This is a genomic window from Quadrisphaera setariae (assembly GCF_008041935.1).
Lineage (GTDB): Bacteria > Actinomycetota > Actinomycetes > Actinomycetales > Quadrisphaeraceae > Quadrisphaera > Quadrisphaera setariae.
This window is the reverse complement of sequence record NZ_VKAC01000002.1, coordinates 222,021-236,213: the sequence shown is the minus strand read 5'-3', so window position 1 is coordinate 236,213 and position 14,193 is coordinate 222,021. Positions and strand designations below refer to the sequence as shown.

Genomic DNA, 14,193 nt, shown 5'->3' with positions numbered 1-14,193 from the left:
AGCGCCGTCACACCTCACGGGGTTGGATGGGGGCATGGAGTTCAGGAAGCTCGGACGCAGCGGTCTCAAGATCTCGGAGATCACCTACGGCAACTGGCTGACCCACGGCTCGCAGGTCGAGAACGACGTCGCCACGCGGTGCGTGCGCGCCGCGCTCGACGCGGGCATCTCGACCTTCGACACCGCGGACGTGTACGCCAACGGCGCCGCCGAGGTCGTGCTCGGCGAGGCGCTCAAGGGCGAGCGGCGCGAGTCCCTCGAGGTCTTCACCAAGGTGTACTGGCCCGTCGGCCCCAAGGGGAAGAACGACGTCGGCCTGTCGCGCAAGCACGTCCTCGAGGGCATCGACAACAGCCTCGAGCGGCTGGGCATGGACTACGTCGACCTCTACCAGGCGCACCGCTACGACCACGAGACGCCGCTGGAGGAGACCATCTCCGCCTTCGCGGACGTGGTGGCCGCGGGCAAGGCGCTCTACATCGGCGTCTCGGAGTGGACCGCGGACCAGATCCGCGCCGGCCAGGCGCTGGCCACGCAGGCGGGCTTCCGCCTGGTGTCCAACCAGCCGCAGTACTCGGCGCTGTACCGGGTCATCGAAGGGCAGGTCGTGCCGACCTCGCGCGAGCTGGGCCTGTCGCAGATCGTCTTCTCCCCCGTCGCGCAGGGCGTGCTGACGGGCAAGTACCTGCCCGGGCAGCAGCCGCCGGAGGGCAGCCGCGCCACCGACACCAAGGGCGGGCAGCAGATGATCTCGCGCTGGATGCGCGACGACGTGCTCGCCGCCGTCCAGGAGCTCAAGCCCGTCGCGGCTGACCTCGGCCTGTCGATGGCCGCTCTGGCCGTGGCGTGGGTGCTGCAGAACGACAACGTGGCAGCGGCGATCATCGGCGCCTCTCGCCCCGAGCAGGTCACCGACAACGTCAAGGCCTCCGGCGTGCGCCTGCCCGCCGAGGTCATGACGAAGATCGACGACCTGCTCGGTGGCGTGGTGGCCTCCGACCCGGCGCTGACCGCGGCGAGCGCGCCCTACCTGCGACCCGCCTGACCGCCAGCGACGCCTGAGCGCCCCTCCGTCTCGCACTTTCCGCGGCAAGTGCGAGACGGAGGGTCCTTCTTGTCGCACTCTCCGCGGCAAGTGCGACAAGAGCGTGAAGCGTGCTCGCCGAGGAACGTGCGGAGAGGGCCGGACGTCAGACGTGCTGGGCGGTCCAGGCGGCGTGCAGCCGCGAGTACGGCCCTCCGGCACGGGCCAGGTCCGAGGCCGGTCCCACCTCGACCAGGCGTCCCGCATCGACCACCACCACGACGTCGGCCGCCTCCGCGGTCGAGAGGCGGTGCGCGATGGCCACCGACGTGCGCCCGCTGAGCACGTGCTCCAGCGCGCGCTGCAGCCGCACTTCGGTGGCGGGGTCGACGGAGGAGGTCGCCTCGTCCAGGACGAGCAGGTCGGGGTCGGCCAGGTGCGCCCGCGCCAGCGCCACCAGCTGCCGCTCCCCCGCGCTGAGCCTCTCGCCGCGCTGCCCGACCGGGGTGTCGAGCCCGTCCGGCAGCTGCTCCAGCCATCGCTGGAGCCCCAGCTCGGCCAGCGCCTCCCGCACGTCGGCGTCGGTGGCGCCGGGCCGGCCGAGGCGGATGTTCTCCCCCACGGTGGTGTCGAAGAGGAAGCCCTCCTGCGGGACGGCGACCACGCGGCGGTGCAGCGAGGCCTCGGGCACCCGGCGGGCGTCGACGCCGGAGAGCAGCACGCGACCGGCGTCGGGGTCGACCAGGCGCGTGACCAGCCGGGCCAGCGTTGTCTTGCCCGACCCCGTCTCCCCCACCACGGCGATGCGCGAGCCGGCCGGCAGCACGAGGTCGACGTCGGACAGCACCCGGCGGGAGGTGCCGGGGTAGGTGTAGCCGACGCCCTCCAGCCGCACCTCGACGGGTCCAGCCGGCAGCTCCACCGCGTCGGAGGGCGACGGGTCGGGCACCACGACGGGGGTGTCGATGAGCTCGACCACGCGCCGCCACCCGGCGAGGGCGTTCTGCAGCTCGTTGAGCACCTCGGTGGCCGCCTGCACGGGCATGACGAACAGCCCGATGATGAAGAGGAAGGCCAGGAGGCGGCCGAGCGTGATGTCGCCGTCGACCCCGAGCAGCGTCCCGGCCACCACGACGAGCGCGAGCACCAGCCCGGAGACGAAGACGCCGACGGAGAAGGTCGAGGCGGTGGCCACCTGCGCCCTGACGGCCTGCCTGCGGTGCGCCTCGACGGCGGCGTCGACGGAGCGCCAGCTGCGGGCGGAGGCGGCGTGCGCGCGGATGACGTCCGCGCCCACCACGGTCTCCGAGACCGCCCCGAGCAGCTCGCCCATGCGCAGCCGCACCTGCTGGTAGGCGCGGGTGACGGGCCGCTGCAGCCGCGAGCGGAACACGAGCACCGGCACGAAGCACGCCAGCACGAGCAGCGCCAGCTGCCAGGAGTAGACGAACATCAGCACCGTCGCGAGGAGCAGCTGCCCGACGGCGAGCACCAGCACCACCATGCCGGTCTGCAGGAACGTCGAGATGGTGTCGACGTCGCTGGTCACCCGGCTGACGAGCGACCCTCGCCGCTCACCGCTCTGCGTGAGCACGGCCAGCCGGTGCACGTGCGCGAACGCCCGGGTGCGCAGGCTGGCCAGCCCGGCCTCGGTGGCCCGGAAGAGCCGGTAGTTCACCAGCCACGACGTGCCCATCGTCAGCAGGACGACGACGGCGGCAGCCGCGGTGATGAGCGCGACGCGCCCGGCGTCGACGCCTCCGGGCGCCCGGACGCCGGAGTCGATGGTCTGCTGCACCGCGACGGGCACGACGATGCGGCCCAGGGTGGTGACGCTGGCGAAGACCAGCGTCAGACCCAGCCCCTGGGCGACCTCGGGCGCCAGCTCGCGGGCACGGGCGATGACGCCCTGGGGCTTCGACGCGGTCGTGGCGGCGGCCTGGACTCGAGCGGTGGCGGTGCTCACGAGGTGCTCCCTCCTCCGGTGCCCGTGCTGCTGGCCGAGCTGGTGACCGAGCTTCTGGCGGCCGCCCGCTCGCGTGCGGCGCGGGCGTAGGCGGAGACGAGGTCCCGGTAGCCCTCGTCGCGCTCGAGCAGCTCGGCCGCGGTGCCCCGGTCGACCACCCGGCCGCGCTCGAGGTGGACGACCTCGTCGGCGAGGGCGATGGTCGCCGGGCGGGAGGCGACCACCACCACGGTGGTGCCGAGCCCGGAGGCGCCGAGCCCGTCGAGGACGGCCCGCTCGACGGCCGGGTCGAGCGCGGAGGTCGCGTCGTCGAGGACGAGCAGCCGCGGGCGGCGCACGAGGGCCCGGGCGAGCGCCAGCCGCTGGCGCTGACCTCCGGACAGCGACGCACCGCGCTCCCCCACCCGCGTGTCGAGCCCCTCGGGCAGCGCGGCGACGAAGCCGTCGGCCTGGGCCAGGCGCAGCGCTGCCCAGACGTCCTCGTCGCTGACCCGGCGGGAGGTGGGCGCCCCCGCGTCGGCGCTCGGGCCTGCGCCGGCGTCGAGGCCCTCCTCCAGGCCGAGCGCGACGTTGCCGCGCACGGTGTCGTCGAAGACGAACGTCGACTGCGGCACCAGCGCCGCGACCCCCGCCAGCTCGCCCTCGGCGAGCTCGCGCACGTCGACGCCGTCGAGGAGCACCTGCCCTGACGTCGGGTCGACCAGGCGGACCAGGAGTCCTGCCAGCGTCGACTTGCCGGAGCCGGTGCCGCCGACGAGCGCGGTGGTGGTGCCGGGGGTGACGTCGAGGTCCACGCCGCTGAGCACCGGGCGGGGCGGGCGCGGAGCCCTCGCCGGCCGGGCCGCCGAGCCGGCGTCGCCGGCGTCGTCGTCCTCGTCGTCGGGGTCGGGGACGGGCACCGGGTGGTGGTGCTCCAGGCCCCTGGTCGAGGGGGCGGCCGGGTCGGCCACCCGAGCGGCGCGTCGCGCGCCCCACGGGGTGGCGGCGCTCTCTCGCAGGACCGCCTGGAGGCGCGCGTCGCCGGCGACGGTGCGCGGCAGCTCGGCCAGGGTCCAGCCGATGGCGCGCACCGGGAAGGCGAGCAGGCTGAGCATGTAGGCGACCTGGACGATGTCGCCGACGTCGGCCGCGCCGCCCGCCGCGCGGGCCGCGCCGACGGCCAGGACGAGCAGGGTGCCGAGCTGCGGCAGCGCCTCGATGACGGGGTCGAACGCGCCGCGGGTGCGTCCGGCGGCGACGTTGGCGTCGCGCAGGCGCCCGGACTCCTCGGCGAAGCGGGCGACCTCGCCGCCGGCCAGCCCCAGGGTCTTGACCACGAGGGCCCCCTCGAAGCTCTCGTGGGCGACCGCGGAGACCTCTCCGCGCAGGCGCTGCACGCGGCGCACCTTGGGCGACATCGCCCGCGAGTACGCGGCGTTGGCCACCACGAGCGCCGGGACCACCACCAGCCCGATGCCGCCGAGCACCGGGTCCGCGGCGACCATCGCCGCCCCGGCCACCGCGATGAGGACGACGACGCCCAGCGCGAACGGCAGGATGGCCATGGCCTGCCACGTCGCCTCGACGTCGGAGGCGGCGGTGGCCAGCAGCCGGCCCGCGGGGTGCGCGTGGTGCCAGCTCAGCGGGAGGTCGAGGTAGCGGCGGACCAGCGCGCGGCGGTAGCGGGCCTGCAGGGCGTACATGGTGGCGCCGGCGAGGATGCGGCGGACCAGCACACCGCCGACCGTCACGACGGTGATGGCGAGCAGGGCCGCTCCGGCGAGCCAGACGTCACCGGTGGTCACGCGCTCCGCGGACCCGGGGGTGAGAGCGGGGACGACGACGCGCTCGGTGACGCGCCCCACCATCCAGCCGCTGCCGGCGGTGCCGACGCCGTAGACGACGCTGCCGAGGACCGCCCAGGCGAAGAGGCGGCGCTCCTCCCGGGCGCCGCGCGCGAGGACCACAAGACCGGGCAGGAACGTGCCCCTGGGTGTGGCGGGGGGACTCACAGGCGACTCACTCGATGTATCGAAACACGAGCCACCGACAGCCGCCCGCACGGCGCACCCCGCGGTGCCGGCGGGCGCGGGTCGCGGCAGGATGATCCGGTGACCGGGCCCGACCGCGCGCACCTCGCCGACCTGCTGCTGGAGGCCGGCCCCGACGCGCCGACGCTGTGCGAGGGGTGGAACGCCCGAGAGCTGGCTGTGCACCTCGTCGTGCGCGACGGCCGGCCCGACGCCTTCGTGCCGCGGCAGCTCGGCGAGCGCCTGGGTGAACGGGCCGAGCGCGTCACCGTCCTGCGCCGCGCCGTGGAGCACGCCGACGCCGTGGAGGGCCGGCTGCGGGCGCTGCCCTTCTCCGAGCTGGTGGAGCGCTTCCGGTCGGGGCCACCGCGCTGGACGCCGCAGGCGCTGCCCCAGGTCGAGGCGCTGGCCAACGGCCTGGAGTTCTACGTGCACGGCCAGGACGTGCGCCGCGCCGCGCCGGGCTGGGACCCGTCCGACCCGGCCGCCGCCGAGGAGCTGCGCCCCGGTCAGCGCGAGGCGCTGTGGCGCAGCCTCAAGGGTCTCGCTCGGCTCGTCTACCGGCGCGCCTCCGTGGGTGTGGTGCTCGCCGTCCCGGCGGGCCCGCAGCTCGTGGCGGTGCGGCGCGAACGCCAGGTCGTGGTGACCGGCGAGGTCGAGGAGCTGGTGCTGCACGCCACCGGCCGCCGCGGGGCGGCGCGGGTGGAGCTCAGCGGCCCCGAGGACGCCGTGGCGGCGTTCTCGGGCGTGGTCCAGCAGATGTGACCCACCCCCTCCGTGATCATGGGAGTTGCGAACACGACCACCCGTGATCATGGGCGTTGTGCGCACGGCTGCACACAGCGCCCATGATCACGGGTGTGGAGTCGTGTGGGGTCAGGCGCGGGCGAGCGGCGGGTCGGCGGGCAGCACGTGCTCGCCGGTGCGGTCCGTCGACAGGCACAGGGAGCAGACGACGGCCGAGTGCGCCGCACAGGCCGCCACGTCGGGGCGCTCGAAGCCCTGGTGGCAGACGTGGCAGGTCATGACCTCGCCGGACGGGTTGCCGTCGTCGTCGAGCATCGGAGCGTCGATGCCGTCGTCGGAGCGCCGCAGGTAGAAGCGACCCTTCGTGGCGACGGCCAGCACCGGGGGCAGCACCACGGCGAGCACCACGGCCACCAGCGGGCTGAACGGTGCCAGCCCGGCACCGAGGCCGCCGAAGAAGCAGACGATGGAGACGCCGGCCGCCGCGAGCATCGAGACGAAGCCCACGGGGTTGATGTCGTAGAGCATCCCGCGGCGGAACTCCGGCTGCTTCGGCGAGAGCCCGAGCACGTACTTGTTGACCGCGATGTCCACGGCGACGACGACGATCCACGCGATCCCGCAGTTGGCGTAGAAGCCGAGGATCGTGTTGAGGAAGTCGAACATGTTGAGCTCCATCAGCGCGAGCGCGATGGCCAGGTTGACGCCCACGAAGACCAGGCGCCCCGGGTAGCGCCGGGTGAGGCGCGTGAAGGAGTTGGTCCACGCCAGGGAGCCGGAGTAGGCGTTCGTGACGTTGATCTTCACCTGGCTGATGACCACGAGGACGACGGCGAGGGCCACCGCGGCCCACGCGGGCATCCAGTCGCGGTAGATCTCGAGGAACTGGTGCACGGGCTGGTTGGCGATGGCGGCGCCGCCGTCCGTCGCGCTGGCCAGGATGTAGACCGCGAGGAAGAGCCCCACCACCTGCTTCGCCGCGCCGAACAGCACCCAGCCGGGGCCGGCGAGCAGCACCGCGGCCCACCAGCGGCGGCGGTTCTCGGCCGTCTTGGGCGGCATGAAGCGCAGGTAGTCGATCTGCTCGGCGATCTGCGCGATGAGCGACAGGCAGACGCCCGCCGCGAGCATCACGGCGCCGAAGCTGGGCGTGCCGTTCCCGGACTCGCCCTGGTACTCGAAGAACGCACCCACCGACTCGGGGTGGCTGACGATGAGGTACCCGAACGGCGCGACCATGAGGACGAGCCACAGCGGCGTCGTCCACAGCTGCAGGGTGCTCAGCACCTTCATGCCGTAGACCACCAGCGGGAAGATCACGATCGTCGAGACGGCGTACCCGAGCCACAGCGGCACCCCGAGGCCCAGCTGCAGGCCCTGCGCCATGATCGAGCCCTCGAGGGCGAAGAAGATGAAGGTGAACGTCGCGAAGATGACGTTCGTGACCACCGAGCCGTAGTAGCCGAAGCCGGAGCCGCGGGTGATGAGGTCGAGGTCGAGGTTGTAGCGCGCGGCGTAGTACGCCAGCGGGAACCCGGTGGCCAGCACGACGAGGGCGAAGACGCCGATCCCCCACAGCGCGTTGGTGGTGCCGTAGGAGATGCCGATGTTCGCGCCGATGGCGAAGTCGGCGAGGTAGGCGATGCCGCCCAGGGCCGAGACGGCGACGACGCCGGTGGACCAGCGCCGGTAGGAGCGCGGGGCGAAGCGGAGGGTGTAGTCCTCCAGCGTCTCGCCGGCGGCGTGGGCGACGCTGAGGTCGCCGGGGCCGTCGGGGGTGGGCGTGGCCCCCGTCTGGGCGGGGACGCGCGCGGACGACGCCGTCGCGCGGTGGGTGTCCTGGGTCACGAACGGCGACCGTAGGGCTGCCGTGTTACCGAGAGGTCACCCCGCGTTTCAACCTCGATCACCCTGCGTGATCATGGGTGGTCGACCACCGCGCTGTGTCAGCGGACGGGGTGACCGGCTGCCGCCAGGGACGCCTTCACGTCGCCGACGGTCATCTGCCCGAAGTGGAAGACGCTCGCGGCGAGCACCGCGTCGGCGCCGGCCGCCACCGCCGGCGCGAAGTGCTCCACCGCACCGGCACCGCCGCTGGCGATGACGGGAACGCCGACCCGGGCGCGCACCGCGGTCAGCATCTCCAGGTCGAAACCGGCCTTGGTGCCGTCGGCGTCCATGGAGTTGAGCAGCAGCTCGCCCGCGCCCAGCCCAGCGACGCGCTCGGCCCACTCGACGGCGTCGATGCCCGTGCCGCGGCGTCCGCCGTGCGTGGTGACCTCGAAGCCCGACGGCGTGGGCGGTCCGCCCTCCGGGGTGCGCCGCGCGTCGAGGCTCACCACCAGCACCTGGTTGCCGAACCGCTGGGCGATCTCACGCACCAGCTCCGGGCGGGCGATGGCCGCGGTGTTGACGCCCACCTTGTCGGCGCCGGCGCGCAGCAGCCTGTCGACGTCGTCGGGGGTGCGGACCCCGCCTCCCACGGTGAGCGGGATGAAGACCTGCTCGGCGGTGCGACGGACCACGTCGTAGGTGGTCTCGCGGTCCCCGGAGGAGGCGGTGACGTCCAGGAACACCAGCTCGTCAGCGCCCTGCGCGTCGTAGCGGGCCGCCAGCTCCACGGGGTCACCGGCGTCGCGCAGCTCGCGGAAGTTGACGCCCTTGACCACGCGGCCGGCGTCGACGTCGAGGCAGGGGATCACGCGCACGGCCAGGCTCACGTCGGCCCAGCCTAGGCGCCCCCGGCACGCGGCTAGGGTCGCCCGGTGCCGGAGCACCTGACCGCCGGAGCGGCCGAGGCCGCCGCCGACCTCGTGCTCGGGCGCGCCGCCGGGCCGGGCGGCGTGCGCGTGCTCGCCGTCGACGGCCCCAGCGGCTCCGGCAAGACCACCCTGGCCGGCGCCGTCGCGGAGCTCCTGCGCGAGCGCGGGGTGAGCACCTCCGAGGTGCACATGGACGACCTCTACCCGGGGTGGGACGGGCTCGCAGAGTCCGTCGGCCTGGTCACCACCCAGGTGCTCGAACCGCTGACCGCCGGCGCGCCGGCGCAGTTCCGCCGCTGGGACTGGGTGGCGCACCGCTGGGCGGAGCAGGTGCCGGTGCCCGCGGCGGACGTCGTCGTCGTCGAGGGGGTGGGGTGCGGGTCCCGTCCGTGCGCGCCGCACCTGACCGCCCTGGTGTGGGTGGAGGCCGACGACGACGAGCGCATGCGGCGCGGCATCGAGCGCGACGGCGAGGCGTACCGGCCCCACTGGGAGCGCTGGGCGGTGCAGGAGCGAGCGCTGTTCACCGCGGAGGGCACCCGGGACCGCGCGGACCTCGTGCTGCGCACGTGAGGCACCCCTCCCGGGCAGGATGGTGCCGGTGAGCCGGTTGGAGCTGCGGGCGCGCGTGGACCGGCTGCGCTCGTACGCGCCGCACGTGGTGCTGTGCGCCGTCGGCGCTGGGCTCGCCTACCTGCTGGCGCGGCACCTCCTGGGCCACGAGCAGCCGATCTTCGCGCCCATCGCCGCGGTGCTGGGCCTGGGCGTCTCCTACGGGCAGCGCCTGCGGCGCGTGGGCGAGGTGGTGGTCGGCGTCGCCATCGGCGTGCTCGTGGGTGACCTCATGGTGCGCGCGTTCGGCACCGGCGCCTGGCAGATCGCGCTCGTGGTCGGGCTGGGGATGTCGGTGGCGATCCTGTTGCGCGCCGGCACCCTCATGATCAACCAGATCGCGATCCAGGGCGTCTTCGTGACGCTGTACGCCCAGACCACCACCGGCGCGATCGTCGGTCGGTGGACCGACGCCGCCACCGGCGGGGTGGTGGCGCTGCTGCTGGCCACGCTCGTGCCGCGCCGCCAGCTGCGCCGGCCGGTGGTGCTGGCGCAGGAGGTGCTCGCCACCGTGGCGGACCTGCTGCTGGAGGCGTCCTCGGCGGCGCGCGACGGAGACGTGGAGCGCGGCCGGGACGCCCTCGCCCACGCCCGCGGTACCCAGGAGCGGCTCGACAGGCTGCGCGCCGCCGCCGCCGAGGGGCTCGACGTGGCACGGCTGACGCCGTTCCGTCGCCACCACGCCGTGCGCGCGCAGACCGTGCAGGCCCTGGCGGTGCCGCTGGACCGGGCCGTGCGCAACGTCCGCGTGCTGTCCCGACGCCTGGCGGTGGCCACGGAGCGGATGGAGGTGGTGCCCGAGGAGCTGCTCGCGCTGGTCGACGAGCTGGCGGCAGCGGTGCTGCGCCTGTCCGAGGACCTGGGCGCGGGGCGGCCGCTGGACGGCGCCGTGGACGCGCTGGCGGCCGTGGGCCTGGCGTCGGTGGTGGTGCCGCGCTCGTCGTTGTCGGCCGACGTGGTGCTGGCGCAGGTCCGCTCGGCGACCGTGGACCTGCTCATGGTGGCCGGTCTGGACGACGCGTCGGCCCGGGAGAAGGTGCCGGCGCGCGCCGGGGAGCGCTTCGGCTGACGCGGAGGGCTGGCACGCCCTCGCCAGTCCGGCCCAGCGGTTGGCGTGACGCCGCCAGGGAGAAGTGAGAACAGGCGATGTCGTCACCATCACTCAGCGGCAGAAGTGAAGGTAACGTCCGAGTGTGCCTTCAGGTCGAGCCGCGAACACCGGCGCTTGGCCGGCGCTCGGCAGCCGGGAGGTGCCGTGGATGCCGACCCTCCCGCCCGACCTCGTGCCGCGCTCGATCCGCGAGCGCCACCGGGGGCCGTACGCAGCGGCGGTGGTGCCGTTCATCGCGGGAGCCACGCCTGCGGTCTCATCGGTGGCAGCGGCACTGGCGGAAGAGGCGGCCGCCGAGGTGGCGCGCTTCGATGCGGAGCAGGCGAGCGCGCCCGCAGAGTCCGACGGCGGCGGCCCTGGGCCGCTGCCGTTCTTGCTGCTGCGCAGCGAGTCTGCGTCGTCGTCGCAGATCGAGGGGCTGACGTCGGGGGCGCGGGCGATCGCGGTGGCTGAGCTCGGGAGAAGCGCCACCCGGAACGCTGAGCTCGTGCTCGGCAACGTGCGGTCGATGCAGGCGGCGCTCGCCCTGGCCGACGAGCTCACCGCCGAGGGGCTGCTGGCGATGCAGCGGGCGCTGCTGGAGGCGAGCGCGCCGTCGATCGCGGGGCGGTGGCGCAGCGAGCAGGTGTGGATCGGCGGGGACACGTACGGGCCGCACGGGGCGGAGTTCGTGCCGCCCCACCACGAGGATGTGCCCGCCCTCATCGACGACCTCGTCGCGTTCAGCAGCCGCGGTGACGTGCAGGTGCTCGTGCACGCGGCGCTGGCGCACGCGCAGTTCGAGACCATCCACCCGTTCGCGGACGGCAACGGCCGCACCGGGCGGGCGCTGGTGCACGCGCTGCTGCGGGGGCGGGGGCTCGCGCGGCGAGTGACGGTGCCTGTGTCGGCCGGGCTGCTCACCGACGTCGGCGGGTACTTCGACGCGCTCACCGCGTACCGCGGCGGTGAGGTGGACCCGATCGTCGAGGTCATGTCCCGGAGCGCGCTGGCCGCGGTGGTCAACGGGCGGCAGCTGGCCGCGGAACTGCGGACGGTGCGGGCGCGGTGGGACGACGTGGTGGTGGCTCGCCGAGACTCCGCCGCGTGGCGCCTGGCCGACCTGTTGCTGCGGCAGCCGGTGGTCGACAGCGCGACCATCGCCCGCGAGCTGGGGGTCTCGGCCGCCAACGCTGCCCGGCCGCTGGCGCCGCTGGTGGAGGCGGGCGTGGTGCGCGAGACGACGGGGCGCGATCGCGGCCGGCTGTGGCAGGCCGACGAGGTGCTGGCGGCGCTGGACGCGTTCGCGACCCGGGCCGGGCGGCGCTCGACCCGGTGACCGGCTGGCGGTGACGCCGGACGTGCAGAAGTTCCTCGTGGGGGCCTGACGGGGCGCTCCGGCCGGGTTCTGCACGTCCGGCGTCACGCGCCCTCGTCCCGCCCAGCGGGCAGAAGTCGCTCGGGAGCGACTCCCCACCCCACCGGCGGTACTCCTGCATGCCCGAGGGGACGCCGCCGTGCCGGGTCAGCCGGCGGCGGGCACCTGCACGGGGCCTCCCAGGTGCATCCCCTCACCGGCGCCGTCGTCGATGCGGCCGTGGACGTCCACCAGCTCGCGGTTCCCCAGCTGCTGACCAAGATCCACCACGAGCGGAGCCGCCGGGTGGTTCGGACAGCCCTGCGCCCCCTTGCGGATGTAGGTCGACACCGCGATGCGCACCTGCGTGCCGGTGACCTCGACCTCCGGAGGGGCGGTGTTGCCCTCGGCCCCCCGTCCGCCGGTGCATCCCTGCTCGACGACCAGCACCTCCACGCGGGTCGCCGCCGGGTCGGGCACGAAGCCTTCCGGCAGGAACCACGTCGCGGCGTTCGTCGTCGTCGGGTCCCGGTCGTCGGCCTGGACGTCGACCGACAGCGGCGCGTCCCACCCGAGCGCGCCTTGCGCGGCGGCGATGACCGCGTCCTCCGTGCCCGCATCGGGGCGCCGCGTGAGCGGGTCGGTGGAGTAGTCGATGGTGACCACGCCGGTGGTCGAGTCGAAGTGGCCGCCCAGCACCAGCCCCTGCTCGGCCACCCCGAGGTCAGCGGCGAACGCCGTCGTCGCCGCGTCGATGATGACGCCGTTGCGGTGGCTGGACACGAGCGCTCCGCCGCGCAGCTCGATGGGGAACGGCAGCTGCTCCGCCATGGTGACGACCTCCGGCGGCACGGTTCCGGTGAAGGCGACCCACGGCCGGCCCTGCGACGACTCGTCCCCCGCGTGTGACGTGGAGAGAGCGTCCCTGAACCGCTCCTGGACGTCGTAGGTGAAGACCCCCACCAGCTCCTGGTCCTGGACGATCCGCGCGGCCTCCTCCAGCGAGATGCCTTCCTCCTGTGCGATCTGGTCCTGCAGCGACCCCGGGGTCGCCCACGTGAGGTCCAGGGGCGGGCGGACGCCGCGGGGCGTCGTGACGACCGTCAGCGCAGGGTCGGGCCAGGCGAAGGTGGCGCGCGGGGTGGGTGAGGAGGAGGACGACGACGCGCCGCCGGGCGGTAGCGGATGCGCCGCGCTCCCGCACCCGGCGAGCACCACCACCGCTCCCGCTGCCCCAGCTGCCAGCGCGACCGCTCGTGCCCTGGAACGTCCCACGTCCACCCCGTCCTCCGCCTCACCACCGACCGGCGCAGTGATCACCAGTCAGACGCTCCCGCAGGCGCGAGCGTTGCAGGGCGGCGCCGCGTCGTCGTCGTCCTCATCCGGCGGGCGGCGTCAGGAGCCCACCGCCGGGTCCTGCGCCGTCTCCGCGGAGGGAGCCGTTGACGTCCACGAGCGTCCGGTCGCCCAGGGGCTGGCCGAGGTCGACCACCAGCGGGGCCGTGCCGTGTCCGGGGCAGGTCTGCGGTCCCTTCAGGATGTAGGTGGACACCGCGATCCGGACCTGCGTGTCCGTGACCTCCACCTGCGGCGGGGCCATGCGCTCCCCCGGGTTGACCCCGCTCGCGCACTCCGGGGCGTCGACGACGACCTCCAGGCTCGTGGCGCTCGGGTCGGCGGTCCAGCCTGCGGGGAGGTACCAGAAGGCCGGCTCGGTGGTCTTGGGGTCACGGTCGTCCAGCTCGACCTCGACGCGGAACGGCGCGTCGCGGCCCAGCGCCTTCGCCGCAGCGGCGACCACGGCCGCCCTCACCTCGTCACCGCCCTGCCACTGCTCGGCAGGGATGCCGCCGTAGGTGAACGTCGCCGTGGGGGTGTCGAGGCTCCCGCTCCAGCCGAAGCCCCTCGGCGCTGCCGCGGCGAAGGCGTCGGTGCCGACCGACCGCACGCGGTCTGCCTCCGTCGCGGTGAGCAGCGCCCCGCCCCGCAGCTCCATCGGCAGGTAGAAGGCCTCCGCAGCCGCGACGAGCTCGGGCGGCACGTCGCCGGTGAACCCGATCCACGCCGGCCCGCCCTCCATCTCCGGGCGCGCCTCGGAGAACCGGTCACCGAGGATCGGCGTGACCGTCGCGGCGACCCAGTCGTGGAAGGCGGTCACGTCCTCCTGCTCCCGGACCACCGCCTCGACCGGCACGCCCTCCTGCTCGGCGTAGGTGGTGAGGTCCTGCAGCTGGGCCTCGTCGGGCGGAGGCATCGGCGGGCGCTGGCCCTGCGGCGTGATGACGACCGTGCGCGCCGCGTCGGGCCAGAGCTGGCCGGGGTCGGTGTAGGCGGACGACGACGGCGACGCGCTGCTGGCGTCCGGCGCCGGCTGCGCCAGCGGGGTGCCCCCGCACCCAGCCAGCGCCAGTCCCACCGCGAGCGCCGCCCCTGCTGTCAGACCGACCGATCCCGCCCTGGAACGCCGCACGCAGACCCCGCCCTCCGCAACCGCGCCGTCGCTCGTCGCGACGATCACCGGTCAGACGCTGCCGCACCGCCGTGCGTTGCAGAGCGGCGGCGCGCCGTCGTCGTCCGACCCGTGATCACCGACGTGCAGAAGTCTCCCGGTAGCGCCGCAGAGGGC

11 protein-coding genes are annotated in these 14,193 nt (G+C 74.5%); 5 read left to right on the top strand and 6 right to left on the bottom strand.

The features are described from left to right. Positions 1 to 34 precede the first annotated feature (34 nt). On the top strand, positions 35 to 1,045 hold the full coding sequence (locus tag FMM08_RS04360; RefSeq protein ID WP_147925119.1) for an aldo/keto reductase family protein: 1,011 nt from the start codon (positions 35 to 37) through the stop codon (positions 1,043 to 1,045). 145 nt (positions 1,046 to 1,190) lie between these two features. Here the strand turns inward: FMM08_RS04360 and FMM08_RS04355 are convergent, their stop codons facing one another. Beyond that, complete coding sequence (locus FMM08_RS04355; protein ID WP_147925118.1) at positions 1,191 to 2,990, bottom strand: ABC transporter ATP-binding protein; 1,800 nt, start codon at positions 2,988 to 2,990, stop codon at positions 1,191 to 1,193. Beyond that, entirely contained in the window at positions 2,987 to 4,981 is a 1,995-nt protein-coding gene (locus tag FMM08_RS04350; RefSeq protein WP_147925117.1) for an ABC transporter ATP-binding protein, read from the bottom strand. The genes FMM08_RS04355 and FMM08_RS04350 overlap by 4 nt, the downstream gene beginning before the upstream one ends. A 99-nt stretch (positions 4,982 to 5,080) precedes the next feature. On the opposite strand from FMM08_RS04350, the gene FMM08_RS04345 reads away from it, so the two are divergent. Then, positions 5,081 to 5,764, top strand: coding sequence for a TIGR03085 family metal-binding protein (locus FMM08_RS04345; protein WP_147925116.1), 684 nt, complete (start codon positions 5,081 to 5,083; stop codon positions 5,762 to 5,764). A gap of 111 nt (positions 5,765 to 5,875) precedes the next feature. On the opposite strand, the gene FMM08_RS04340 is transcribed toward FMM08_RS04345, so the two are convergent. Together FMM08_RS04340 and hisF are read right to left on the bottom strand one after the other, a co-directional pair. Then, on the bottom strand, positions 5,876 to 7,474 hold the full coding sequence (locus FMM08_RS04340) for a purine-cytosine permease family protein (protein WP_147925310.1): 1,599 nt from the start codon (positions 7,472 to 7,474) through the stop codon (positions 5,876 to 5,878). Between the two features lie 218 nt (positions 7,475 to 7,692). Next, positions 7,693 to 8,466 (bottom strand): imidazole glycerol phosphate synthase subunit HisF, encoded by a 774-nt coding sequence (hisF, locus tag FMM08_RS04335; RefSeq protein WP_147925115.1) that lies wholly within the window; start codon positions 8,464 to 8,466, stop codon positions 7,693 to 7,695. Positions 8,467 to 8,511: 45 nt separating this feature from the next. Between hisF and FMM08_RS04330 the strand changes: the two genes are divergently transcribed. The 3 genes from FMM08_RS04330 to FMM08_RS04320 all read left to right on the top strand — a co-directional run bounded on the left by FMM08_RS04330 (position 8,512) and on the right by FMM08_RS04320 (position 11,549). Continuing rightward, positions 8,512 to 9,081, top strand: a complete 570-nt coding sequence (locus tag FMM08_RS04330; RefSeq protein ID WP_147925114.1) for an AAA family ATPase — start codon at positions 8,512 to 8,514, stop codon at positions 9,079 to 9,081. Between the two features lie 28 nt (positions 9,082 to 9,109). After that, positions 9,110 to 10,189, top strand: a complete 1,080-nt coding sequence (locus FMM08_RS04325; RefSeq protein WP_187279538.1) for an FUSC family protein — start codon at positions 9,110 to 9,112, stop codon at positions 10,187 to 10,189. A gap of 190 nt (positions 10,190 to 10,379) precedes the next feature. After that, positions 10,380 to 11,549, top strand: a complete 1,170-nt coding sequence (locus FMM08_RS04320; protein WP_147925112.1) for a Fic family protein — start codon at positions 10,380 to 10,382, stop codon at positions 11,547 to 11,549. A gap of 186 nt (positions 11,550 to 11,735) precedes the next feature. On the opposite strand, the gene FMM08_RS04315 is transcribed toward FMM08_RS04320, so the two are convergent. After that, positions 11,736 to 12,887, bottom strand: coding sequence for a hypothetical protein (locus FMM08_RS04315; RefSeq protein WP_147925111.1), 1,152 nt, complete (start codon positions 12,885 to 12,887; stop codon positions 11,736 to 11,738). Positions 12,888 to 12,945: 58 nt separating this feature from the next. Further along, positions 12,946 to 14,085, bottom strand: coding sequence for a hypothetical protein (locus FMM08_RS04310; RefSeq protein ID WP_147925110.1), 1,140 nt, complete (start codon positions 14,083 to 14,085; stop codon positions 12,946 to 12,948). Between the last annotated feature and the right edge of the window lie 108 nt (positions 14,086 to 14,193).